The sequence below is a fragment of the Streptomyces sp. JH34 genome, from assembly GCF_029428875.1.
Classification (GTDB): domain Bacteria; phylum Actinomycetota; class Actinomycetes; order Streptomycetales; family Streptomycetaceae; genus Streptomyces.
The window spans coordinates 877,336-900,663 of sequence record NZ_JAJSOO010000001.1 but is presented as its reverse complement, the minus strand read 5'-3'; the positions used below and the strand labels follow the sequence as shown (position 1 = coordinate 900,663).

General features: G+C 70.0%; 16 protein-coding genes and 2 pseudogenes. 14 read left to right on the top strand and 4 right to left on the bottom strand.

Going from position 1 to position 23,328, the window contains the following annotated elements; genetic code table 11:
- Positions 1-122: 122 nt before the first annotated feature.
- Together LWJ43_RS04170 and LWJ43_RS04165 are read left to right on the top strand one after the other, a co-directional pair.
- Complete coding sequence (locus LWJ43_RS04170) at positions 123-647, top strand: hypothetical protein (protein WP_277330906.1); 525 nt, start codon at positions 123-125, stop codon at positions 645-647.
- Positions 644-2,698 (top strand): Hsp70 family protein, encoded by a 2,055-nt coding sequence (locus LWJ43_RS04165; protein WP_277330905.1) that lies wholly within the window; start codon positions 644-646, stop codon positions 2,696-2,698. The genes LWJ43_RS04170 and LWJ43_RS04165 overlap by 4 nt, the downstream gene beginning before the upstream one ends.
- 71 nt (positions 2,699-2,769) lie before the next feature.
- Here the strand turns inward: LWJ43_RS04165 and LWJ43_RS04160 are convergent, their stop codons facing one another.
- A complete protein-coding gene (locus LWJ43_RS04160) occupies positions 2,770-2,964 on the bottom strand; it encodes a hypothetical protein (RefSeq protein ID WP_277330904.1) in 195 nt (64 codons plus the stop codon).
- A gap of 91 nt (positions 2,965-3,055) precedes the next feature.
- Here LWJ43_RS04160 and LWJ43_RS04155 point away from each other — a divergent pair, with 91 nt between their 5' ends.
- Both LWJ43_RS04155 and LWJ43_RS04150 read left to right on the top strand, forming a co-directional pair.
- Positions 3,056-3,547, top strand: coding sequence for a hypothetical protein (locus tag LWJ43_RS04155; protein WP_277330903.1), 492 nt, complete (start codon positions 3,056-3,058; stop codon positions 3,545-3,547).
- A gap of 414 nt (positions 3,548-3,961) precedes the next feature.
- Entirely contained in the window at positions 3,962-6,838 is a 2,877-nt protein-coding gene (locus LWJ43_RS04150; RefSeq protein ID WP_277330902.1) for a competence protein CoiA family protein, read from the top strand.
- A gap of 211 nt (positions 6,839-7,049) precedes the next feature.
- Here the strand turns inward: LWJ43_RS04150 and LWJ43_RS04145 are convergent, their stop codons facing one another.
- From LWJ43_RS04145 to LWJ43_RS04135, 3 genes are all read right to left on the bottom strand, one after another.
- Positions 7,050-7,316 (bottom strand): hypothetical protein, encoded by a 267-nt coding sequence (locus LWJ43_RS04145; RefSeq protein WP_277330901.1) that lies wholly within the window; start codon positions 7,314-7,316, stop codon positions 7,050-7,052.
- 281 nt (positions 7,317-7,597) lie between these two features.
- The gene (locus LWJ43_RS04140; RefSeq protein ID WP_277330900.1) at positions 7,598-8,098 is read right to left on the bottom strand and encodes a hypothetical protein; all 501 of its coding nucleotides are present in this window, start codon (positions 8,096-8,098) and stop codon (positions 7,598-7,600) included.
- Positions 8,099-8,153: 55 nt separating this feature from the next.
- On the bottom strand, positions 8,154-8,753 hold the full coding sequence (locus LWJ43_RS04135; protein ID WP_277330899.1) for a 3'-5' exonuclease: 600 nt from the start codon (positions 8,751-8,753) through the stop codon (positions 8,154-8,156).
- Between the two features lie 160 nt (positions 8,754-8,913).
- On the opposite strand from LWJ43_RS04135, the gene LWJ43_RS04130 reads away from it, so the two are divergent.
- The 10 genes and pseudogenes from LWJ43_RS04130 to fxsT all read left to right on the top strand — a co-directional run bounded on the left by LWJ43_RS04130 (position 8,914) and on the right by fxsT (position 23,297).
- Positions 8,914-10,203: a cytochrome P450 gene (locus LWJ43_RS04130; RefSeq protein WP_277330898.1), complete on the top strand. Its 1,290-nt coding sequence runs from the start codon at positions 8,914-8,916 to the stop codon at positions 10,201-10,203.
- 32 nt (positions 10,204-10,235) lie between these two features.
- Positions 10,236-11,423 carry a cytochrome P450 family protein gene (locus LWJ43_RS04125; protein ID WP_277335808.1) on the top strand — a complete coding sequence of 396 codons (1,188 nt, stop codon included), beginning with the start codon at positions 10,236-10,238 and terminating at the stop codon, positions 11,421-11,423.
- Positions 11,424-11,456: 33 nt separating this feature from the next.
- Positions 11,457-11,591 (top strand): annotated as a pseudogene (locus LWJ43_RS04120) (arabinan endo-1,5-alpha-L-arabinosidase); the annotation flags it as partial.
- Positions 11,592-11,707: 116 nt separating this feature from the next.
- Complete coding sequence (locus LWJ43_RS04115; protein ID WP_277330897.1) at positions 11,708-12,508, top strand: alpha/beta fold hydrolase; 801 nt, start codon at positions 11,708-11,710, stop codon at positions 12,506-12,508.
- A complete protein-coding gene (locus tag LWJ43_RS04110) occupies positions 12,505-13,788 on the top strand; it encodes a PP2C family protein-serine/threonine phosphatase (RefSeq protein ID WP_462100861.1) in 1,284 nt (427 codons plus the stop codon). Before LWJ43_RS04115 ends, LWJ43_RS04110 begins: the two co-directional genes overlap by 4 nt.
- A gap of 284 nt (positions 13,789-14,072) precedes the next feature.
- Positions 14,073-15,041 (top strand): annotated as a pseudogene (locus tag LWJ43_RS04105) (pectinesterase family protein); the annotation flags it as partial.
- 198 nt (positions 15,042-15,239) lie between these two features.
- Positions 15,240-16,247 carry a LacI family DNA-binding transcriptional regulator gene (locus tag LWJ43_RS04100; protein WP_277330896.1) on the top strand — a complete coding sequence of 336 codons (1,008 nt, stop codon included), beginning with the start codon at positions 15,240-15,242 and terminating at the stop codon, positions 16,245-16,247.
- Positions 16,248-16,393: 146 nt separating this feature from the next.
- Positions 16,394-17,917 carry a VMAP-C domain-containing protein gene (locus tag LWJ43_RS04095; RefSeq protein WP_277330895.1) on the top strand — a complete coding sequence of 508 codons (1,524 nt, stop codon included), beginning with the start codon at positions 16,394-16,396 and terminating at the stop codon, positions 17,915-17,917.
- Positions 17,914-18,966, top strand: a complete 1,053-nt coding sequence (locus LWJ43_RS04090; protein WP_277330894.1) for an AAA family ATPase — start codon at positions 17,914-17,916, stop codon at positions 18,964-18,966. The genes LWJ43_RS04095 and LWJ43_RS04090 overlap by 4 nt, the downstream gene beginning before the upstream one ends.
- On the top strand, positions 18,966-23,297 hold the full coding sequence (gene fxsT, locus LWJ43_RS04085; protein ID WP_277330893.1) for an FxSxx-COOH system tetratricopeptide repeat protein: 4,332 nt from the start codon (positions 18,966-18,968) through the stop codon (positions 23,295-23,297). The genes LWJ43_RS04090 and fxsT overlap by 1 nt, the downstream gene beginning before the upstream one ends.
- The last annotated feature ends 31 nt before the right edge of the window (positions 23,298-23,328 follow it).

Below are 23,328 nucleotides of genomic sequence, written 5' to 3'. Positions count from 1 at the left end.
AGCGGACCCCGGCGCGGGGGACGAACGAGAGCCCAGCCGCTCGCCAGGAGGAGCCCGAAGGCTTCCCGCCGGTACGAGAGGCGGCCGAGCGGCTCGCCGATCCTCGTTTCGACCCTGAGGTCATGTTCCGCATCCTCAGCGACAAGATCGCGGCCAAGGTGGACAAGGCCGCGAGCAGGGCGGGTAAGAATGCGGCACAGGAGGTCAGCCGACAGCTCACCGCCGAACTGGACGCAGCGATCGCCGGAGTCCAGTCCTCTGCCGGAAAGATGGGGGCACTCGTCCAGCAGGCAGTGCAGGCCGCGGTGGACGAGGCGCTGCGCACCGCCGTCCTCAACGCCACGCGCGTACACGAGGAGCACCTGGCTCAGTTGGCTCTGATCGACCGCACGGCGCAGACGGCCCGCGACCTCTCCGCCGTGCAGCTGCGCATCGACGCCGAGATGCGCCGTTCGGGACTCACCCGCGTGGTGATCCCTGATCCGGACGCGTTCAACTTGAGCAACCCCACCGAGCACGGGGACAGCACCTCCTACGAAGTCCTCGCTCCGGCCTACGTTGACGGCCGGACCGGACGGATCGTGCAACGTGGCGAGATGCGGCGGATACCGGTGGCGCCCACGGGCCAGGAGGAGGACGGCAGATGACGTACGGCATCGACTTCGGGACCAGCAACTCCGTGGTGGCCCGATGGTCGGGAAACGCCACGGAAGTCATCCGTGTGGACAGCGCAGGACTCCCGGCGGAATGGAACCGGCCCGGGTTCGACGAACTGTTTCCGTCCGTCGTCTCGCTGCGGGACATCCAGCGGACGCTCTGTTTCGGCTGGTCCGCCAAATGCGAGACGGCAGACCCCCAGGACGCCGTGAAGCGCATGCTTGCCTCTCGTCCCAGGGCCGTCGAAGATGGGGACTTCCGGTCGGCCGGCACAGTGCCGGAGGAGCAGCAGGTCTGGCTCGGTGACGAGCCCTTCCGCAGTACCACCGTGGCTGCCGCACTGTTCGAGCGCATGCGGGACGGTGTGCGGCGCAACCTGCGCGACATGGACGAGGCCGTGGTGACCGTCCCGGCCAATGCCACCGGCGCCGCGCGGTACCGCACCAGGGCGGCCGCGAGGCTCGCTGGCATCAAGGTGAAGGCGCTGATCAACGAACCCACCGCGGCAGCCATCAGCTACGCCCACGACTACCCGGGCGAGGGCTGCTTCCTCGTGTTCGACTGGGGCGGCGGCACCATCGATGTCACGCTCCTCGAGCACTACGACGGCATTTTCGACGAGGTGGCATCGCGTGGGATCACCGCGCTCGGAGGCCTCGAATTCGACGAGGAACTCGTCAAGCTGGTCTTCGCGAAGCTGGGCACGGACTTCGGCACACTGCCCCGAGCCGATGCGCGCAGATGGCGCCGCCACGTCGAACTGACGAAGATCGCCCTCTCGCAGCCCGGCGCGGAGGAGGTGCTCTTCGAGCCGCTCGGCGGCCTGCCGCCTGTTGTCATCCACCGCGAGGAGTTCGAGCAGGCCGTCCAGCCCTTGGTCCGCCGCGCGCTGGTGCCGCTCGAGGAGTGCCTCCAGGACGTCGGCTTCACGGCCGAGAACCTGGACGCCGTCCTGATGATCGGCGGGACGTCCCAGATTCCGCTCGTGCGCAGGGAGGTCGAACGCATCCTCGGGCGCCAGGTGGTCGACTCGACACTCTGCAACCCGATGACCGCGGTCGCCAGGGGCGCAGCGATCACCGCAGCGGAGATCGACGGCCTCATTCCGGAGACCACCATCTCCGTAGCGACGAGCCATGACCTCGGGCTGACCTTCCAGGCGGGAGGACGCCGTGGTTTCGCCACCCTGATTCCGCGCTATTCGACGCTTCCGGCGCGCGGGACGAGCAGTGCCATGCCGGCCACGCGCGGGGCCGCGAAGGTAGTCCTGGAGATCGTCGAAGGCGATGGGCAGCGCGCCGCAGACGACGAGCGGACCTTCCCGCTGGCGCGGCTCGAACTCCGGGTTCCGCAGCCGCACAGTGATCCGTCGGCCAATGTCTTCGACGTCGACTACCACTACGACCGCAGCGGAATCCTCAAGGTGCACGCCAAGACGCGGCACAGCGGCACGGTGATCCTCGACGAGGAACTGGACTGCTTCGGACCGGACGGGACTCCCATCGCGCAAGGGCTCGACCGGGAGCTGGCACGCCTCCTCAAGCGTATCGACGAGCCCGTGGCGGGAGCTCTGACACCGCCCCCGGTGCGAGCAGAGGGTCGCACGGGGCCGCTGCTCTTCCCCGAGGTCGAGGAGAACGAGAGCAGCCCGAGTCTGGTGGTCGACGGGCGCGGGATCATGACGGCAGGACGTACGGCTGCCTCGCCCCGTCCTCCGAGCGTGAACCTGCTGGGGTCGGCACTCAAGGCCATCCGCACCCGTTACCCGGAGCGCCGCGTGGTGACGGTGCTGGGGAACGACATCGTCGACGCCGTCGAATACGACGGGCAGGACCTTGTCGAGCAGGCAGTGGCCGAGGGGCTGATCGTCACCGTTCCCACCGCCTCACCGCAGGCGGTCCTGAACGTCGCGCAGCAGCTCGACGCGATGGTCGTGTCCATGGAAGACCTGACCCGCTTCAGGGCACCGCATCCGTGGGTGACGGAGACAGGACGCTTCGTCAAACTCGCGCGGGTGGAGTGGAACTGGGTGTTCGTGTAGAAGCGGCTCTGCCGGGGCGCCCCGCCCCGGCAGAGAGCTGATCTTCATGGGTGCGCTACGGGAACGCTCCTTCACGGCAGCAAGGGGCGTCCCTCACGCGCGGCTGTGAAGTGCTCCGGTCTGAGCGCCTCCTCGCCGTACTTCTCGGTGAAGGCACGCACGCGGCCCAGCGCGGAGTCCGGGTCGGGCGGGCCCTCGCTCACGGTGAAGCCGTAGACCACCTCGGCGAAGGCGATCCCTACCTGTTGCGGGTCGTTCATGTCCATGGGTGAACTGTAGGGCGGGGGTCTGACACACCGGTTCCCCGATATCGTTCCTGGCAGCGACAGAGGCGCTCGGGCGCGGGGGAGGACGTCGATGAGCGTGCTGCGGAAGCTGAGAGGCGCGGGGGCGGTGGTGCTCCTCGTCTCGGTGACGGTCGGCTGCACGGCGAGTGGACGGCCGGGGGAGCCGACGAAATCGGTGGATGCGCCAGAGATACGCACCGACGCCGCCCAACTGGCGAAGTGCGTGGAGCTACCGGGGAAGCCGCAAAGGGTCCGCTGGCGCATTCGAACGCTGGGAACGGTGGACGGCAGAGCGCCCGGCCCCACCGACTTCCAGCTCGAGGGCGTCGCCTGGCTGGCCGACGGGGAAGCGGCTCGACTGCGCGCCGCGGGGGCATGGGAACCGGACTCCTCCGGCGTCTTTGTCCCGGAGGAGCTGTCTCCGACCCTCGGCAAGGCTCACGGCTGGACTCGGAACGTCGGCCTGGAGGAGGACGCGGTCGAGGGAGCGCCGCACTTCCTCCTCAACCAGGGAGCGAACGCCCTCTACGTCTGGGCGCTCAATCCGCAGTGCCAGCCGTGAGCGATGTCCGAGCCGGCGACGAGGCTCGGCGTGGAGGTGCGGAGGCCGTGCCTCAGGTCGCGGTAGCCACCCACAGCTCCATGTCACTGATGGCCAGTCGGCCCGGCCGCTGGGTGGGTGCGCATGATCCAGCAGGGTATGTCGGTGCCCCGCGAAGTCGCGGCCCGTACCAGGAGACACTTTTCGCTGTCGGTGGCCGGTCGGGCTCTCGGGGACGGCGGGCTTACGGGGGCGACGTGCCCGTCCAGTGCCGCATCGCATCGCGTCGGACTGTGCCGCCTCTTCGGTGCGGTCTGGTTTCGTACAATGTGTCAGAGCCCGTAGGGCCGAGAGCATCCCCCGCCGCGATTTTCGCGTTGCCTCTCACTTGTCGTCGCGTAGCCCCGCACGCCGTATGAAGAGAGCATGCCCCCGATGGCCTCAGCCAGAGACGAAGAGGACACCCGCAAGGTACAGACGGCTGTGTTCGGCGGCCCGGACGGGCGCCGCCCCGCCTTCCTCCCGTACGAGAAGCAGCCCGCCGACCGCCTACGCCAGGTGCACGGTGCGAATGCCTTCACCTGTGGTGTCCTGCTCGGTGGGTGCGGCAAGTTGCTGACGTTGCGTGCCTGCGACGACAAGAAGTCGCACTTCGCCCACCGCCCCCCTGTGCGCTGCAGCCGGACCTCCGTGGGTGAGAGCAGCGCCGACCATCTGTACATCGGTGAAGCCCTGTTGACGTGGCTTTCCACGCAAGGCCGTCCGAACGCCGCGGTGGCCTACGTCAAGCAGAGCCACGCACGCAGTGATGCGATCGAGATCCGCTTCGGTTCCCAGAAGAAGCGCCGTCTCCTCCACGTACAGATGTCCCGACGGTCCTTCAAGGACTGGACGGCCGACGGTGAACGCATTGCCGCAGGGCCAGGTAAACCGCCGTCCATCCGCATGTACGGACCGGACAGCCAGCTTTCCCCGTTCGAGGTGAACGCCCGTGGATACGCGCTGCGATTCCGATGCGAGACCAAGCAGGGTACGCGGGAAGTGTTCGTCGGCACGCAGTCGCCGGACCACAGGGTCGAATGGACGACGCTCGACCGGTGCCGACTCACCGACCGCGGAATCCTCACCCCCTGGCTCGAGCACACGGCGGACGGGATTCGTTTCCGGACGGCCACCCAGGCGTCGGGCACGAGCGGGCCATCGCGGCAGGCCGTCACCCCGGCGCCGAAGGCTGCCGCAGGCGTTCCCGCGCTCGCCCTGGCTCCCGGCCTGGTCGCCTTCACGGGTGCCCGACTCTCCTCCGAGGTCTCGTCGGACCGCCAGGTGTACGACGCGGATGCGCAGCCGCATGGTTCGGCGGGCTTCCGCGCGCGGATATCCCTGCCCGCCGAGACAGACCCGCCCGAGCCCCATCGCGTCTACGTGCTGGCCGCCGGGGCAGCGGTCGTCGGACCTCCACCCGCGATGGGTTCGGGAACATCATGGAGCCTCCGGGCCGAGCGCATCGTGCGTCTCACCCCGGCCAAGGCCGCGGAATGGGACGTGCTCAGGCCGCCGCCCGCACCGGACCTGAAGGTGGTGACGGACCCGATCCCGGTTCGTGTGCCTGTCGAGCCGTCGGCAGGAGGTCCGACGCCACCGCCGCCGGCACCGGCTGCGGAACCGGCACCGTCTACGGAGCCGGAGCCGGAACCGGCACCGGCACCGGTACCGGAACCCAAGCCGGCAACAGTGGTCGAGCGACCGGCTGGTGACGTATCGGCCAGGCCGGCGGACGACGTCCTGGTGAAGAACATGGCCCGCGTGCTGATGGACATCGCACGCGCCGGAACCACCATCACCTGGCGCGATCTGCTCCGTGCGGTCGGAGTTCGCCCCGAGGACGTCAGCGTCGAGCGTCAACTCGGCCTCCTTGCCGCGGTCGACGGTCCACGGGCGAGGAGCAGCAAGCCATTGCTGTGCTGCCTGGTCACCTTTTCCGCCGCTGCCCAGCCGGTGGGGACGCCTCCCGCGTTCTTCCGGCGGGTGCTGCTGGCTCTGGGTTGGCCGCACTGGACGAGCGAGGCGCAGGTCGCCATGATCTGGACCGAGCACCAGCAGCGGCTCCACCGGGCGGCCCGGCACGATGCGCCCGATGGGCCCCCTGGGCGTAGGGTCCCGTCGGTCGCGGATCCTGTGGGGGACCTCGTCGCGATCCTACGGAAGCTCGACGAGGCGCCGGAGGATGTCTCCTCCGTCGAGCTCTACCGGTTCCTGGAGAAGGCTGACCGGCTGGTGGTCCGGACGGGAGAACCGTTCATTCCGGGGCCGGTGATGCAACGCCTGCAGCACTGGCACATGGTGCTCCGTGACCTCCGGGCCCTGCGGACCGATGACGCCGATCCGGCTCCGGCCGAGGGACGGACGGAGCAGAAGCCGGACGAGCCGGGAGCGGAACACCCCGAGAGCGAGGGACAGGCCAAGGCAGGCCATGACGAAGCCCGCCGCGTGTTCTACGGGCTCGTCGGGACGTTCCGTGCCGCCCGGGACGCCGGTAACCTCCGAGAGGCGAAGGCCGCACGCGGTGCCATGGGTTCCGTCTACGCTCTGAGACTCTCGCCGGAGGACCGGGAGGCGGCTACCCCGCTGGTGCGTGAGTTCAAGCAGTGGGTCCGCGACCAGGAGCCGTCCCGGCCGCCAGTCGATCCGCCGCTACAGCGCATCCGCGAGATCATCGTGGACCTCGCGTCGGGTAAGGACGCACTGACCTCGGCCGACCTGAGGGCGGCTCTCGACGAGACGGCACGGCTGCGCCGACGTCTCGCCGCTCCGCTGCCCGAGGCCGAGCAGAAGCGGCTGGGCCGGTGGCGCGGCAATCTGAGGCACCGCCTGCTCCTTGAGAGCAACGCCGGGGAACCGGTCCGGGACGTACCGACCGATCCGAGCGACCACCGCCGTGACACACCACGTCACACACCACGTCTCAGCAGAGAGCGGATCGAAGGTCTGGCGGATCTCGTCCGAGTGCTCCTTCACGATGCGGCCCGCGCGGGTACGACCCTCACCTGGGGTGACATGCGCCGACGTACGGAAGGGGCGCTGCCTTACCTGCACCCGGACGACCAGGGGGAGATCCTGGTTGCCGTGGACCTTGCCACGCCCGCCGACGAGCCGTTGCTGTCAGCTCTCGTGCCTGGCGCCGATCTCTCGCCGCACGGGTTGTACCGTCACGTCCGTCACAGCCTGGGAAGGGAGCGGGTGCCGGACGAGGCGCTCGAGACGCACTGGCGGATGGACGTCCTCAGGCTCTACTCGTTGTGGCGCCATCGGTGATGATGTGCGTCGCAGTGGCGGAAGGCCACGGTGCCCCGGGCCGGGCCTGAGCAACGGGGAGTCGCTGCGCGGGCCTACCGGCGGTGCCCACCGACACACAGCCGTCGCACGTCATCCCGGCCACGCCTTCGATCCAGGTCCGGAGCCGAGTGCGTACGGACTGCGGACGGTTCGGGGCCACCCTGTGAGCAGCCTGCCGTACGGATGAACCTCAGACGAGCCGGGTGAGCTTCTTCGCCGTACTGCAGTGCACACTCCTCCCGTGCCGCCACAGTTGTACCGCCGTCAGCGTGAGGAGTGCGGCGAACACCGCGAGGAAGACACCCGCGATCACCGTCTGCCGACCGCCTGCCGCCGAGTCGTCGTAGGAGAGCAGGCCGAGGGCGGAGAGCAGCACCCCGGCCAGGTAGACCGAACGGACGCGCCGCAACTGCCGTACCGCGCGAGGAGCAAGAGCAATACGCTTCAGGAAGGCCATGCCCCCTCCGTACCCCCTCTCGGGGTGATGAGACGTCAATTCCGGAGGACATTCTCGTGCGGGAGCGTGCCGACGCGTGCGCAGCCGACGGATGACCGACACCGTTCCGGGCAGCAGAAGGACTGACCCGTTCCACTCGACCACCGTGAGGAGTCGGCCATGGCCCTGGTTCAGCTCGACCTTCCCGACCCGATGGCGATGCGAGGGCGCTGGGCGGCCCTCGCCGCCGTGCAGGCCGCCTCAGGGCGCGGCCGGGGCCCGTCGTCAGGTCGCGCCCCCGTCTACTCGCAGCGCCCCTCGTCCACGGTGACGTCAAGAGCCAGCTCGACGCTCGTCACCGTGGGCTCGGGCTCGGGTGGGGACACGCTCAGGCAGTAGACGGTGTCGACGTCCTCGGTGCTGACCTCGAAACGGTCCACCCCCGCCGGGGCGTCGGGGACGTACTGGTCGTCCACCTCGGAGACACGCACCACGCCGCCGGTCGAGGGGCCCTCGCCGCTGTCCTCGATCGCGTCGCGGATCATGACCTGGTAACCGCCCGTCCAGGGCGCGAACGTCTGATCCTCGGCCTCCAGGGTCCTGACCGCGGAGTGCACGGCGTCGTGCAGTTCGCCCTCACTCCATGACGAGCTCGCGTGGAGGAAGTAGAGGGCGCCCGCCGCGAACACCAGCGAGCCGATGATGAGGCCGAGGCCGACCGGGTTGCGTGGGTTGTAGACGTATCGGGTGGTTCCCCACTGCGAGCGTATGAAGACGGGCTCGTCGTCGTGATCTCTGGGCACCGCACGAGCCTAGGGGCTGTCCACGATCTTCGTGACCGGGCTTTCGGGCCGCCCGTCATGTGGCGGCGCGGCGCCCGGCGGTCGCGGCCGGCCATGCCCCGCGGCCCGCCAGATCGAGGACGAGCGCGGCGATGTTCCACGCGTCGTCCTCGCCGCGATGATGGCGTCCCTCGAGAGGCAGCCCCGCGAGCCGCAGAGCCTGGTCCATACCGGGTCTCCCGCGCAGCCCGTACGCCTCGGCGAACACGGCCTTGGCATTGGTGTGGGTGCGTTCCGTCGGATGCCCGAACGGACAGGCCACCCCGTCGGCCCGGCTCTGGCGGGCGAACTGGCGACGGTCGTACTCGCCCCAGCTCGTCCAGGGGCGCTCCCCGGCGTCGTACTCCTCGACGAGGATCCGGCACGCCTCGGCGAAGGTGACTCCCCGGTCGACCTCGGCCTGCGCCAGACCGGTCAGTTCGGTGCAGAAGTCGCTCACCGCCGACCGGGCGGGGCGGACCAGGATCCGGTGGCGGGACACACGGCGCCCTGCCGGCACGTCCACGACCGTGAGACCGACCTCGATGATCTCGTTCACGGAGCCGGGCGGCGGCTGTCCGTCCCAGCAGGTGGCTTCGACGTCGATGACGTTCAGGAGGGAGGATTCGCGGCGCATGGGGCTGAGAGTAGGGGCGCGCGCAGGGTTCCGGCACCTCCGTTTCCGCGGGCGCCGGGTGTCGCGATCACTCCCCAAAGCTTCACCCGACCTCCCTATAGTGGTGCCGCGTTGATCGTATGGCCGCAACGCGCGAAGCCGTCTCCCAGGAGTCCGTACGATGACGAACCCCTTCTTATCCGCCGCGCCCGCATCCGGCGGCGGCTGCCCCGCGCACGCCGCCACCACGCCCGTGCCGCTCGGCGGACCCGCGTTCCACACCGAACCGCAGGCCCTGTACCGGAGCATGCGGCACTCCTACGGGCCCGTCGTGCCCGTGGAGCTCCCCGGCGGTTTTCCCGCCTGGCTGGTCGTCGGATACCGCGAACTCCACCAGGTCACCAGTGACGGCGAGCTCTTCCCCAGGGACGTCGGCCTGTGGAACCAGTGGGAGCACATACCCGAGGACTGGCCGCTGCTCCCCATGGTCGGGCGTCCCATGCCGTCCATCTACTTCACCGCCGGCGCCGAACACCGGCGGCACTCCCAGATGGTGGTGCCCGCGCTGGAGGCCGCGGACCCCTTCGAGATCCGCGGGCACTGCGAGCAGCTGGCCGACCGGCTCGTCGACGACATCTGCGCCCGGGGCGCCGCCGACCTCGTCGCCGACTTCGCGGAGCCACTGCCCGTGCTCGTCCTCGCCCGCCTCGTGGGCTTCCCCGACGCCGAGGGAGCGGACATCGCGAAGGTCCTGAAGGACCTGGCCGACGGTGGTCCCGGTGCCCACGAGGCCCACGCGCGCTTCGGTGAGCACATGCGGCGGCTGGTGGCGGCCAAGCGTGGGACGCCCGGCGACGACGTCACCTCCCGGATGCTCGCCGACCCGGAGCCCTTCACGGACGAGGAGTACGCCCTCGATCTGATGGCCGTCACCGCCGCCGGGCACCTCACCACGGCGGACTGGATCAGCAACTCCCTGCGCCTCATGCTCACCGAGGGCCAGTTCGCCGACTCCCTCACCGGTGGGCGGCGCAGTGTCGGCGACGCGATGAACGAGGTCCTCTGGGAGGAGAGCCCGACCCAGATCCTCGCCGGCCGCTGGGCGGTCCGCGACACGCGGCTCGGCGGACGGACCATCCGTGCCGGGGACATGCTCCTGCTCGGCCTGGGCGCGGCCAACACCGACCCGCTGATACGGCAGGAGATCACGTCCGGGGGTGCGGGGCACCACGCGGCCAACGGGTCGCACCTCGCCTTCAGCCACGGGGAGTACCGCTGCCCCTTCCCCGCGCAGGAGATCGCGGAGACCATCGCCCGTACGGCGATCGAGGTCATCCTCGACCGGCTGCCCGACCTCGAACTCGCCGTCCCCGCCGAGGATCTCGTCCGGCGCCCGTCCGCCTTCCTGCGCGGGACGAACGCGCTGCCCGTCCGGTTCGCTCCCGTACAGACGACAGGAGACCTGCTGTGAAGTGCCCCTACACGACCGTGGTGATCGACCCCATGGTGCAGGACCTCGACGGTGAGACCGAACGGCTGCGGGCGTCCGTCCCGCTCGCCCGCATCGAGCTCCTCGGAGTTCCCGCCTGGACCGTCACCCGGCATGCCGAGGCACGCCAACTCCTCCTCGACACACGCCTGGTGAAGGACCTGGACGCCTGGGGGCTCTGGCAGAGCGGGGAGGTGACCCACGCCTGGCCGCTGATCGGCATGATCGATGCGGGACGCTCCATGTTCACGGTGGACGGCGAGGAGCACCGCCGGCTGCGGACGAAGACCTCCCAGGCCCTCACCCCCCGCCGGCTGGAGGCGATCCGGCCGGACATCGAGAAGTTCACCGACGAACTGCTGGACGCACTGGCCGAACGGGGCGAGGACGGGGTCGTAGATCTCAAGGCAGGGTTCGCCCAGCCGCTCCCGATGAAGGTGGTCGGGCTGCTGATGGGGGTGGACGAGGCGTTGCACCCCATGCTCACCCGGCAGTACAAGGCGTTCTTCTCCATGCTCACCCCGCAGGAGGACCGGCTGGCGCTCCTCGCCGAGCTCGACGTCTTCTACGCCGCACTGGTCCGGGAGAAGACCGCGCACCCCACCGACGACCTCACCAGCGGGCTGATCCTGGCCGAGGAGGGCGGGGAGCCCCTCACCGAGGAGGAGGTCGTCGGCAACCTCAAGGCGATGGTGGCGGCGGGGCACGAGACCACGATCGGGCTCATCCTCAACGCCGTACGCGCGCTCCTCGCCCACCCGGACCAGTTGCGGAAGGTGCTGGACGGGGAGATCCCCTGGGAGACGGTGATCGAGGAGACGCTGCGCTGGGACAGCCCCAGCACCCACCTCCTGATGAGGTTCGCCACCGAGGACATCCAGGTCGGCGACCAGGTCATAGCCAAGGGGGAGGGCGTCGTCATCTCCTACCGTGCCATCGGCCGCGACACCGACCAGCACGGGGACGACGCCGGAGCCTTCGACATCACCCGGCCGACGCCGATACGGCACATGACCTTCGGGCACGGGCCCCACATCTGTCCCGGTGCGGCACTGTCCCGGGTCGAGGCCGGGATCGCGCTGCCCGCGCTGTTCGGACGCTTCCCGGAGCTGAAGCTCGCGATCGAGGACGACGAGATCCGCAAGCTGCCGGTGATGACGCAGAACGACATGGAGGCGTTCCCCGTGCTGCTCCACGGCTGACGGCGCGCGGGGGAGTCAGGGGCGGACAGCTGCTCCTCGGCGTCCGACCCCTGGGCCCCGGACATTTCCTACCGCGGTGGCAAGTACCTGATGTACCACGCCGTCTCGTCCTTCGGCTCGAACACATCGGCCATCGGCCTGGCCGCCACCTCGACGCGTGGGGAGCCGACGGCCCCGGAGGCCGGTTTCCCGGATGCCTTCGGTCACGGAACGTGATACGTGCTGTCGGGAGGCCCGTAGTGGCATACCGGGCCGACGTGTGCCGAAAGTGTCAGGATGTACGCATGGATGTGCGGAAGCGGAACCGGGTGTCCGTGACAGGCCGGGAAGGCGGCCCGGTGGTGATGCTCGCCCACGGGTTCGGGTGCGACCAGAATCTGTGGCGTCTCGTCGCGCCCGAACTGGAGAAGCACTTCCGAGTGGTCCTGTTCGACCATGTGGGGGCCGGGCTGTCCGATGTGTCCTCCTGGAGCCCCGAGCGGTACTCCACCTTGGACGGCTATGTCCAGGACGTGATCGAGCTCTGCCGGGAGCTCGACCTGGGACCCCTGACCTTCGTCGGGCATTCGGTCAGTTCCATGATCGGCGTCCTTGCCGCCGTACAGGAACCGGAGCTCTTCGACGGGCTGGTTCTCCTCACCCCGTCGCCGTCCTACATCGATGACGGCGACTACCGGGGCGGTTTCAGCGAGGAGGACATCGAGGAGCTGCTCGAGTCGTTGGCCAGCAACTACCTGGGCTGGTCCGCGACGATGGCCCCGGTGATCATGGGGAATCCGGACCGTCCGGAGCTGGGCGAGGAGCTGACGAACAGCTTCTGCCGAACCGACCCGGAGATCGCGCGGGTGTTCGCGAAAGTGACCTTCCTGTCCGACAACCGGGCGGATCTCGCCAAGGTGCGAGTCCCGACTCTCATCGCCGAGAGCGCGCGCGACACACTCGCCCCGCGGGAGGTCGGCGCCTACGTCCACCGGCAGATCCCCGGCAGCCGGCTGGTCACCCTGGACTCGACGGGCCACTGCCCCCAGCTGAGCGCCCCCGAGGAGACGACCGAGGCGATCATCGCCTTCGTGCAGGGGCGGTGACGGTGCCCCCGGGCGGCGAGGAGGTGGACGGGTCGTGGGCCGTGGGGGACCGTGACCAGGAGCAGCTGCCGTTCACCGCGCTGCTGGAGGACAGCGCGGAGGACCTCTACGAGAACGCGCCGTGCGGCTACCTCTCCACGCTGATGGACGGCCGGATCGCCAAGATCAACGGGACGCTGCTGCAGTGGCTCGGATACCGGCGCGGGGAACTGGTGGGTCACAAGCAGTTCTCCGACCTGCTGACGATCGGCGGCAGGCTCTACCACGAGACGCACTTCTCGCCGCTCCTGCGCATGCAGGGCGAGATCAGCGGCATCGCCCTGGAACTCAAGGCATCGGACGGCAGCCGACTGCCCGTCCTGGTCACCTCCACGGTCAAGCAGGACAGTGACGGCGAGCCACTGCTGATCCGCACCACCGTCCAGGACGCCAGGGACAGGCGCGCCTACGAGCGTGAACTCCTGCGGGCGCGGCAGGAGGCGGACCACGAACGCGAACGCCTCCAGCGCCTCGCCACGACCCTGCAGCAGACCCTGATCCCCCCGGCGCTCGAACCGGTTCCGGGCCTGGAGGTCGACGCGCGCTACCACTTCGCCTCCCCCGACGAGGTGGGCGGGGACTTCTACGATCTGTTCCCGCTGGCCCCCGGACGCTGGGGGTTCTTCATGGGCGATGTGCGCGGCAAGGGCGCGACCGCCGCCGTGGTGACGTCGTTGGCGCGGTACACCCTGCGGGCAGCGGCGGTGTCCGACCCCGTGCCGGCCACGGTGCTGGCCAACCTCAACACCGCCCTCAACCGGGAGTTCCAGGAAGACGAACCGCGCTTCTGTACCGTGATCTTCGGCGTGCTCACATCCGAGGGGGAGGGCACCGGATTCCACGTCGTCCTGGCGGGCGGTGGACACCCCCCGGCCGTGCTGCTGCGCGCCGACGGCAGCGCCGACCACGTGCCCACGCCGGGCGGCCAGCTCGTCGGGGTCGTGCCCGACGCGGATTTCGCCACCGCCACGCTGGAGCTGGGCCCCGGTGACACGCTCCTGCTCTACACCGACGGACTGACCGAGGCGCGCACCCCGGACGGCGGCGGACGCTACAGCGACGAAGCGCTCCTGGACTTCGCGCGGGGCCTCGCTCCCGCCTCCGCTCCCGGTGTCGTCGCGGCGCTCACCGAGCTCCTGGGCTCGTTCGTTGACGGGCTCGACGACGACACCGCGCTCCTGGCGATGGGCGTGCCCGGCGAGAACCCGGACGGTGAGGCGACCGGCGCCGAACGGTCGTAGCCAGGAGCCGGCGGCTGCCGCGAGGCGGCCGGGGGCTGCCGCGCAGCCGCAGCCGGTGAGCACTTGCCGCTTCCCCGCCGTGCACCGGGGCGCGGCAACCTTTCGTGCGGCTGCGGCGACTACCGACCGGAACTCCACCTCTTCCCCGACGAACGGATCACGCCATGGCAGTCGATCGAGGCCGACGTACCCTGCCCCACGCCGGACCGCGGAGAGCGATGACGGCGGGGGTGGCCGCGCTGCTCGCCGTCGCCCCGGTGTGGACCTCCGGGTCCGCGTCCGGCGCCGAGGCGGCGACCACCCTCACCGTCGCCAAGGACGGCAGCGGGCAGTACACGAGCGTGCAGGCGGCGGTCAACGCGATCCCGGCCGGCAACACCGCACGGGTCGTCGTCTCCATCAAGCCAGGCACCTACCGCGAGCTGGTGAAGATCCCCTCCACCAAGCAGAACGTCACCCTCCAGGGCAGCGGGTCGAGCCGCAACGACACCGTCATCGTCTACGACAACGCCTCCGGCACCCGGAAGCCCGACGGCTCCGGCACCTACGGGACCAGTGGCAGCGCGACCGTCGCGGCCGAGGCCAACGGCTTCCAGGCCCGCAACCTCACCATCTCCAACGACTTCGACGAAGCCGCCAACCAGAACCTGAGCGGACTCCAGGCCGTGGCGCTGCGCACCGCCGCGGACAAGGTCCTCCTCGACTCCGTGATCGTCACCGGTGACCAGGACACCCTGCTGCTCGACACCGCCTCCAAGGCGACACTCGGCCGCGTCTACATGACCAACTCCTACGTCGTCGGCAACGTCGACTTCATCTTCGGACGTGCCACCGCGGTGATCGACAAGTCCGTCATCACACTGAAGAAGCGGTGGGACGGCAGCTCCGCCGGCTACATCGCCGCTCCGAGCACGGCCGCCGACCGCAAGGGCTTCCTGATCACCGGCTCGACCGTCAACGGCGACGTCTCGGCATCATCCTTCTACCTCGGCCGGCCGTGGCACGCGGGCGGTGACGCCACGCTCGACCCGATGGCGACCTTCCGCGGCACCACGCTCAGCTCGGCCGTCAAGTCCGCTCCATGGACGGACATGAGCGGATTCTCCTGGAAGGACGACCGTTTCGCGGAGTACAGGAACACGGGGCCCGGATCCGGCACGGCGAGCAGCAACCGGCCCCAGCTCACCGACTCCCAGGCCGCGGACCAGGAGACCTCCGACTGGCTGGCGGGCTGGACACCTTCGGCCTCCTGAGACACGGTGTGTGAGGCCGAGGGATCGATGCCGACGGTCGGTCGAAGCGCTTCGACTCCACTCTGGACAGTGACTGTGAGCAAGTCTAGGCTCCACGTTGTCTGTGCATGTCAGAGTGCGAAGGGGAGCACAGCACGGCGCTGTCGAAGCGCTTCACCAGCTCTCCCTTGCGGTCGCCCACTGTAGGGGAGAAACCGAATGGTCACGCTTGCCGAGGTCGCCCAGCACGCCGGAGTCTCCGCGAGCACGGTGAGCTATGTCCTCAGCGGCAAGCGGTCGATCTCGGCCTCCACCCGGGAACGCGTCGAGCACAGTATCCAACAGCTCGGCTACCACCCCAACGCCGGTGCGCGGGCCCTCGCCAGCAGCAGATCCAACATCATCGCCCTGATGGTGCCGCTGCGCACGGACATGTACGTCCCGGTGATGATGGAGATCGCGATCGCCGTCGCCACGAGTGCCCGTACGCACGGCTACGACGTACTGCTGCTCACCGGCGAGGAGGGGCCGGCGGCCGTACGGCGGATCGCGGGGAGCTCCCTGGCCGACGCGATGATCCTGATGGACGTCGAACTGCACGACGAGCGGCTCCCGTTGCTCCGCGACTCCGGACGGACCGCCGTCCTGATCGGCCTGCCGGCCGACACCTCGGGGCTCACCTGTGTGGACCTCGACTTCGAGGCGACCGGGGCACTCTGCGTGGACCACCTCGCCGGCCTCGGACACCGCGAGGTGGCGGTGATCGGCGAAGCGGCAGCCGTCTACGAGCGTCACACCGGCTTCGCCGAACGGACCGTGGACGGCATCCGGACCAAGGCGCAGGACGCCGGGGTGCGGATCCTGCACCGTCCCTGCGAGGGCGGATACGCGGCGATGGCCGGGACCCTCGCCCGCATCTTCGACGAACGGCCGGGGACGACCGGCTTCATCGTCCAGAACGAGGCGGCCGTCGAGCCGCTGCTCAACCTGCTCCAGCAGCAGGGGCGCGCCGTGCCGGAGGACGTCTCCGTCGTGGCCGTCTGCCCCGACCAGGTGGCCACGCAGGCGTCGGTACGGCTCACCTCCGTGGCCATTCCGGCGCAGGAGATGGGGCGCCGGGCGGTGGAACAGGTGGTGGCGAAGCTGGGCGGCAGGGGTACCGACGAGGTCGACCTGCTGGAGCCGGTCCTGACGGTGCGCGCGAGCTCCGGGCCGGCGCCGGTCTGAACGCCGTGGACCGCGTTCACCCGTCCGGGTGAGGTGTGTCCCGGTGTGTTGTCGCGGCGCAGGGGGCTCTCGTGTCACAGGTGGTCAACAGCGCCTGGAATGAGCCTGGTTGCTGAAGATCCGACGTGGTAACTTCACGGTCTGTCATGAAGGTGTTACCGGCTCGACGGGGGTGGTCGGTGGTGGCGCACGGGCTGCTCGGAGCGGACGAGCCGGACGACGCCGAGGGTCGGCTCATCGAGGGTCTGGTCGCGTTCCTGTCCGAACAGGACTTCGTGACCGATCGCGACCAGTGCGCGCTGTTCGTGTCACTGGTCGCCGACCGGCTCGTCACGCAAGTCCTCTACCGGCGCATCAATCCCCGGGCGGACATGGTGTCCCTCGTCAGGGACGTCCTCCGGCACGAAGGGGGCCTCCCGGCCCTGATCTTCGCGGCCGGCGCCATCGCGGGACCGGACTGCGCGGCCCGGCTGAAGCTGATCGTGGAGGACGCCCTGGCCGACGCCTCCCCCGAGTTCACCGACACCGCGGTCCGGGACGTCCACCGGCTGCTCGCCGACGTGCGGCGCGTCGACGACGGCCGTCTGCACGCGCTCCTGGCCCATGAGCTGGTCGTCGACGTGCCGTACGGCCAGACGCCCGCCCAGCGCTTCGATCACCTCCGCCGGGTGAACACCCAGGCCGACGGTCTGCCTCCCGCGCTCGTCATGGTGGAGATCACGGCGTTCCTGGAGAAGCCGGCGCTGCGCGAGACCCTCCGGGCGTGGTCGGACGCATGGGCCAGGGAGGCCGGCCCGGACGCCGTGCGGGCCCTGGAGGAGCGCCGGCGCGCGATCGAGGCCCTGCCGACGGCCGATCCTGATGTGGCGCGTTGCCTCGTCGTGATGGTGGAGCCAGCCGACGACAGTTCGTCCGACATCTACGTACGACACTGGGTCAATCCCGCGCCAGGCTTCTGGGAGCCGGTGGCGGGTGAAGTGCGTTCCACGACCCTCGAACAGCTGGCGAGCGAGGTCGAGCTGGCCGTCGGCAGCGGGCGGAAGCGCTGGGCGGGTATGCCGGTGATGGAGGGGGAACCGCCCGCGCAGGTCGAGTTCGTGCTGCCGTTCACGCTGCTCAACCACGACATGGCCCGGCTGAAGCTGGGTACATGGAGTGGTGACCCGTTGCCGATGAGTCTCAGTTACCACGTCCATCTGAGATCTCTCGAACGGATGAGGGCCGCGCAGGCCCACGGATATCTGCCCGCGTGGCGGGAGCGCTGGACACAGCTCAGGAACGCCGGTGTGGCCGAGTCGTATCGCTGGCACGGCGAAGAGGGTGAGCGGCTCGACCGCTGGCGTGCCAATCTGATAGCGAACCCGAGCCTGACCGCGGTCATACTCGACGTTCCCGCACTGCCCGGTCTCGGCCTGGAGGCACTCGTCAGCGCGATCGCTCAGGGGGTGGGGCTCGCGGCCTGGGACCGGCGGACGGACAGCCCCGACCTGTCGGGTGAGGTGCTGACGTTGCTGCTCGCTCACCCTCCCGCCCAAATCCCGTCGAAGGTCAGCGCGTTGCGCAGGAAAGCCGAGGGGATGGACCGGGACAATTGGTCCCTCGGTAAGCATTTGGCCCTATTGTGGGACGATCCCAATCGCTTGATCGACTGCGAGGAGTTGACAGCATGACCGAGCAGGTCTCGGCAGCGCAGTCCGTCACGCCCCCATCCTGGAGGGTGTTCCACGCGACCGGGCGGCCTCCCGCCGGGGATCCGCCGCAACTGCCCGAGCCGCCGCCGTGGCGGGTGTTCTCCGGGAGCCCCCTGCAGCAGGATCCCCCCGATGACGCGCAGTCGGCGCTCCGCCGGCTCGGCACCGTCCAACAGGGGCCCCAGCTGCGCGACGAGGAGATCGACGCGGTCAACGCCGCCCTCCTGTTGCGCCGCCCCCTTCTGGTCACCGGCCCGCCCGGGGTCGGCAAATCCACCCTCGCCTATCTGATCGCCAGGGAGCTGGGGCTCGGCCGGGTTCTTCCGTGGAGCATCGTCAGCCGGACCACGCTGCGCGGCGGTCTGTACGAGTACGACGCCATCGGGCGGGCGCAGGCCATCGCCGCCTGGCGCGCCGGAACCGCCTCGGAGCCCGAAGGCGAGGCGGGCAGCGCCCCCGACCTGGGCGACTTCGTGACGCTGGGGCCGCTGGGGACGGCTCTGCTGGCGTACGGGCGCCCCCGGGTGCTGCTGGTCGACGAGTTGGACAAGAGCGACATCGACCTGCCCAACGACCTGCTCCACGTGCTGGAGAACGGCAGCTACGAGATCCCCGAACTGGTGCGCGCCGGCGTGGCCGAGGTCTCCGTCTTCACGGACGATCCGCAGGGCCGGGCCGTCATCGAGGCGGGCCGCGTCGAGTGCGCGGAGTTCCCCGTCGTCGTGATCACGAGCAACGGGGAACGCGAGTTCCCGGCGGCCTTCCGGCGCCGTTGTCTGCCGCTGGAGATGCGCCCGCCCACCCGTGCGCAGCTCGTCTCCATCGTCGTCAGTCATCTGGGCCGGAGTCCGGAGGGGGTCGAGGACCTCGTGGACGACTTCGTCAAACGCCTGGACGGCGGGGGCACCCAGTCCGTCGACCAGCTCCTGAACGCCGTGCAGCTCACCACCGCTCACGGATTACGGCCCGAGGGGGACGGGCGTAAGCTCGTCGAGATGCTTCTCCGAGACCTCTCGAAGGGCCGCTGATGAACGGCTCGCCCAGGGAACGCGCTCCGGACGCGGCGACCGCGCCGGTCAGCGGCATCCTCGAGGAGGCGGAAGCCGACGCCGACGCGAGCTGGCAGGACCTCGCCGACGGAGTCTGGCTCGCGGCCGCATGGCACCGGGCGGGCCGCCGGCCGGACGAGCGGGAGGACCCGGACCCCGGGCCCGTGCCGGACGGCGGACCCCAGCCCTCCGCCGACGTGCGGGATCCGTTCCTCCCGCCGGGGACGCCGGAGGTCGTGCCCTCCGGTGGCACGGGCGTCGACCCTCGCGACGTGGAGATCCGTCACGTCGTCAGCAACGCGCGCGGCCTGCCCGAATCCGTTCTGCCGCAGGAGACGCGCCCCCCACGCCGTGTGCGACCGCTGCGGCTGGCCAAGGCCCTGCGCGGCTTCGGCCGCAGGGTCCCCTCACGCCACGAGAGCCGTCTCGACGAGGAACGCACCGCAGAGAACGGCGTCATCGACGGACTGTGGATCCCCTACCTCGACCCGGCCCAGGAACGCGCCTTCGACCTGATGCTGCTCGTCGACACGGCACCCACCATGCGTGTGTGGGACAGCTCGTTACGCCAGCTCTCCGGCGAGGCGGTGCGCAGCGGGGCCTTCCGCGACGTCCGTACCGTCGACATCTCGCTGCCCGGAGGGGAGGCGCCCGCCCTGCGCTGGCCCGGCAACCGGCGGGCCGACGCCGCCGAGCTGCTGGACGGCAGGGGCTCGCGGCTCTTCCTCGTCGTGACGGACGGTCTGGCCCCCGGGTGGGCGGAGAGCGGGGCCGACGAACTGCTGGGGCGGCTCGCGGCTTCGGGACCCACGGCACTCGTCCATCTGCTGCCCTCGTACCTGCACCACCGGTCCTCGGTCTACCCCTTCCGCGCGCGGCTCGACGCCGCCGGCTTCGCCGCCCTCAACAGGCACCTGCTCTGCCGTCCGCCCCACGGCGTGCCCGAGCACGCCCACATCCTGCCCGACACGGGTGACGGGTCCGTGGCGATACCGGTCCTCAGCCTGCGCCCCGGTTCGTTCCGGGCCTGGGCGGATCTGGTCACCGGTGAACGCGGCGTCCGCCGGGCCCTCCCGGTGGTCCTGGCCGGAGCGATGGCCAAGGGGGTGTCCGCCCCGGGGCTGCGCACGCCCAGGCTCGACGGCCCCCGTTCGGCGGCGGACGCCGTGCGGAGGTTCTTCTCGCTGGCCAGCCCGCTCGCCCGCCAGCTCGCCGTGCTGCTGGCCGTGGCCCCCATGCGTTTCGACGTCATCGAGGAACTGCGTGACCGGGCCTTCCCCGAGTCGCAGCCCGAGCACCTGGCCGAGGTGATGATGGGCGGTCTCATCGACTGGCGACGCGACGGCGAGGGCGGTCCCGACTTCGCCGACGGCATCCGTGAGGCCTTGCTGGCCACGGGGAACCGCACCCAACTCGCCCGGGCCGTAGGGCTGCTGGCGGAGTCACGGGCCGGCAGCGTGCAGGGCGTACGCCTTCGAGCCGCGCTGCGCGACCCGATGGGGGCGGCACTGCCGGACGGTGAGGGCGGCCCGGTGTGGCTCCGGATCGAACTCGCTGTCCTGCGTGCGCTGGGCGGGCTTCCGTACCGGCAACGGGCCAAGCTCCTGAACGGCGTGCTGCAGAGCGGCGCGGGAGTGCCGACGGAGGGGACAAGAGATGATAAAGAGGCACCTGATGTGAATAAGAACGGCCCCGCTTCCCCGTCGCACCCGACGGTTCCACCAGGAGGACCTGTGTCGCCGACGACACCACCCGTAGAGACCGAGCAGGACCGGCCCGGGGTGCGTCCGCCCGCCACAGCACCGGAACTACGGTTCGTCCGCACGGGCCAACCGAAGATCATGGGCAACGTGCCGCCGAAGAACCCGAACTTCACCGGACGGGAGAGTCTTCTGGCTGCCGTGGAGCGGCAGTTGCGAGAGGACGAGACCACGGCCGTGCTTCCGCACGCGCTCCATGGCATGGGCGGTGTCGGCAAGTCGCAGATCGCGGTGGAGTACGTCTACCGCCACAGCGCCGAGTTCAACGTCATCTGGTGGATCCCCTCGGAGCAGGAGAACCTGATCCTGGGCGCTCTCGCCGACCTCGCACGCAGCCTCGGCCTGGAGGTGGGGCCGCAGACGAACGCAGCCGTGCCCGCCGTGCGTGAGGCGCTCCGCACGGGCAAGCCGTTCGACAACTGGCTGCTGGTCTTCGACAACGCCGAGGACATCGAGGCCGTACGCTCGTACTTCCCCAACGGGGGACCCGGCAAGATCATCGTCACCTCGCGCAACCGCGAGTGGGAACGCGTCGCGACGCCCCTCAGCGTCGACGTCTTCGACCGTGAGGAGAGCATCGCCCTTCTGCAGCGCCGCGCCCGCGGTCTGAGCCACGGCGACGCGGACCGGCTCGCTGCCGCGCTCGGGGACCTGCCCCTCGCGGTGGAGCAGGCGGGTGCCTGGCACGCCGCCACCGGCATGTCCGTCGACGAGTACCTCGGTCTGCTGGAGGAACGCCGGCCCGAGATCCACCAGCTCGTCCCGTCCCCCGACTACCCGCTGCCCGTCGCGGCGGTCTGGGACATCTCGCTCGGCCGCCTCTCCCAGGACAATCCCGCAGCGCGCCAACTCCTGGAGATCTGCGCCTGCATGGCGCCGGAGCCCATCCCGCTCAGCCTCTTCAGGGGCGGACGCAACGTCGGGGTGACCCCCGAACTGGACCCGGTCCTGCGCGACCCGCTGCTCCTCGCCCGTGCGACGCGGGACCTCAGCAAGCTGTCGCTGGTGAGGCTGGACCACAAGACCTCCACCCTGCAGATGCACCGGCTCATGCAGAACGTGATCGTGGCCAGGATGGATCCGGAGGAGCGGACCAGGATGACGCGGGCGGCGCACCTGCTGCTCACGACGGCCAAGCCCGGCGCACCCGCGTCCCCGGACCAGTGGCCCGCCTATCAGGCGATCCTCCCGCACGTCATCGCCTCCGGAGCCGTCGAGAGTTCCGACGGGTGGGTCCGTGACCTCGTCTACGACATGGTCTTCTTCCTGTACTACTGGGGTGCGCACGAATCGGGCGCCGCCCAGGCCCGGCTGGCCTGGGCCGCGTGGCGCGCCCAGTCGGGTGACGAGAACCTGAACGTCATCAGGATCACCAAGCTCCTCGGCTTCTACCTGCGCCTGCTCGGACGCCCCGACGAGGCGGTCGAGCACAACGAGCGGGCCCTGGCGATCTCGCGCGGTGCGGAGATCCCCGACGAGGAACTCATCGACTCCATGTGGCAGATGGCCGGGGCGCTGCGCCACAAGGGAAAGTTCCTCGAAGCCCGGGAACTGGCCGAGGAGGCGTTCACCCGCGCGAGCGACCTGTTCGGCCCCGAGGACCCCACCACGCTGAGTGCAGCGCACGACTACGGAGTGTCGCTCCGGCTGAACGGCAGCTTCCAGGCCGCGCAGACGATCGACGAGGAGACCGTGCGACAGCGTGAACTGCTCTACGGCCCGGTGAACGGGCTGACGCTCAACACCCTCAACGGACTGGCCATCGACCTGCGGGAGTCGGGCGACTACCTGGGTGCCCGCGCACTCCAGGAGTCCAACTACCTGACCTACGTGAACCACTTCGGCGAGACGAACGCGGCCACCATCCGCGCGGCCCTGAACCTGGCGGTGTGCCGGCGCAGGGCCGGGGTGGCGGAAGGGGGGTCGGACCTCGCGGAACAGACACTCGAGCGCTTCACCACCCGCTACGGTCTGAACAACAGCGACGCGCTGGGGGCGGCGACCCACGCCACGGTCGAACGCCGCCTGACCGGAGACCTCGTCGGTGCCCGCGAGCTGGGCGAGCAGACACTGGCCGCCTACCGCAAGGTGCTCGGCGACCACCACCCCTACACCCAGTTCGCCCGGGTGAACCTCGCGGCCACCCTCCGGGCGCAGGGCGACACGGACCGGGCGGAGAGGCTGGACGCGCAGGCGCTGGAGAGTCTGGAGGGAACGCTCGGCCCGAAGCACATCAACACGCTGACCGCGGCGATGTGCCGGGCCAACGACCATTACGCGCGGCTGGACTTCGCGCAGGCGATGGCTGCCGACGCGGACCTGCTCCCCAAGTTCACCGGGACGGCAGGGGCCGAGCATCCGCTGACACTCGCCTGCACGGCGAACCTGGCCCTCGACCGGCGCGGGCTCGGTGCGTCGGAGGAGGCCGACCGCCTCAACCGCCTCGCCGTGGACGGGTTCGAACGTCTCCTGGGACCCAACCACCCCTGGCACACCGCGGCCAGGCTCCATCAGCGCATCGAATGCGACATCACGCCGCTGCCGATGTGACGTCCAGGACGAACGGGTGAGCGCGTGCCCG

Coding starts and splice junctions, on each gene's coding strand:
- LWJ43_RS04170 (WP_277330906.1), top strand. CDS start 123: ATGTTCCGCATCCTCAGCGACAAGATCGCGGCCAAGGTGGACAAGGCC.
- LWJ43_RS04165 (WP_277330905.1), top strand. CDS start 644: ATGACGTACGGCATCGACTTCGGGACCAGCAACTCCGTGGTGGCCCGA.
- LWJ43_RS04160 (WP_277330904.1), bottom strand. CDS start 2,964: ATGGACATGAACGACCCGCAACAGGTAGGGATCGCCTTCGCCGAGGTG.
- LWJ43_RS04155 (WP_277330903.1), top strand. CDS start 3,056: ATGAGCGTGCTGCGGAAGCTGAGAGGCGCGGGGGCGGTGGTGCTCCTC.
- LWJ43_RS04150 (WP_277330902.1), top strand. CDS start 3,962: ATGGCCTCAGCCAGAGACGAAGAGGACACCCGCAAGGTACAGACGGCT.
- LWJ43_RS04145 (WP_277330901.1), bottom strand. CDS start 7,316: ATGGCCTTCCTGAAGCGTATTGCTCTTGCTCCTCGCGCGGTACGGCAG.
- LWJ43_RS04135 (WP_277330899.1), bottom strand. CDS start 8,753: ATGCGCCGCGAATCCTCCCTCCTGAACGTCATCGACGTCGAAGCCACC.
- LWJ43_RS04130 (WP_277330898.1), top strand. CDS start 8,914: ATGACGAACCCCTTCTTATCCGCCGCGCCCGCATCCGGCGGCGGCTGC.
- LWJ43_RS04125 (WP_277335808.1), top strand. CDS start 10,236: ATGGTGCAGGACCTCGACGGTGAGACCGAACGGCTGCGGGCGTCCGTC.
- LWJ43_RS04115 (WP_277330897.1), top strand. CDS start 11,708: ATGGATGTGCGGAAGCGGAACCGGGTGTCCGTGACAGGCCGGGAAGGC.
- LWJ43_RS04100 (WP_277330896.1), top strand. CDS start 15,240: ATGGTCACGCTTGCCGAGGTCGCCCAGCACGCCGGAGTCTCCGCGAGC.
- LWJ43_RS04095 (WP_277330895.1), top strand. CDS start 16,394: ATGAAGGTGTTACCGGCTCGACGGGGGTGGTCGGTGGTGGCGCACGGG.
- LWJ43_RS04090 (WP_277330894.1), top strand. CDS start 17,914: ATGACCGAGCAGGTCTCGGCAGCGCAGTCCGTCACGCCCCCATCCTGG.
- fxsT (WP_277330893.1), top strand. CDS start 18,966: ATGAACGGCTCGCCCAGGGAACGCGCTCCGGACGCGGCGACCGCGCCG.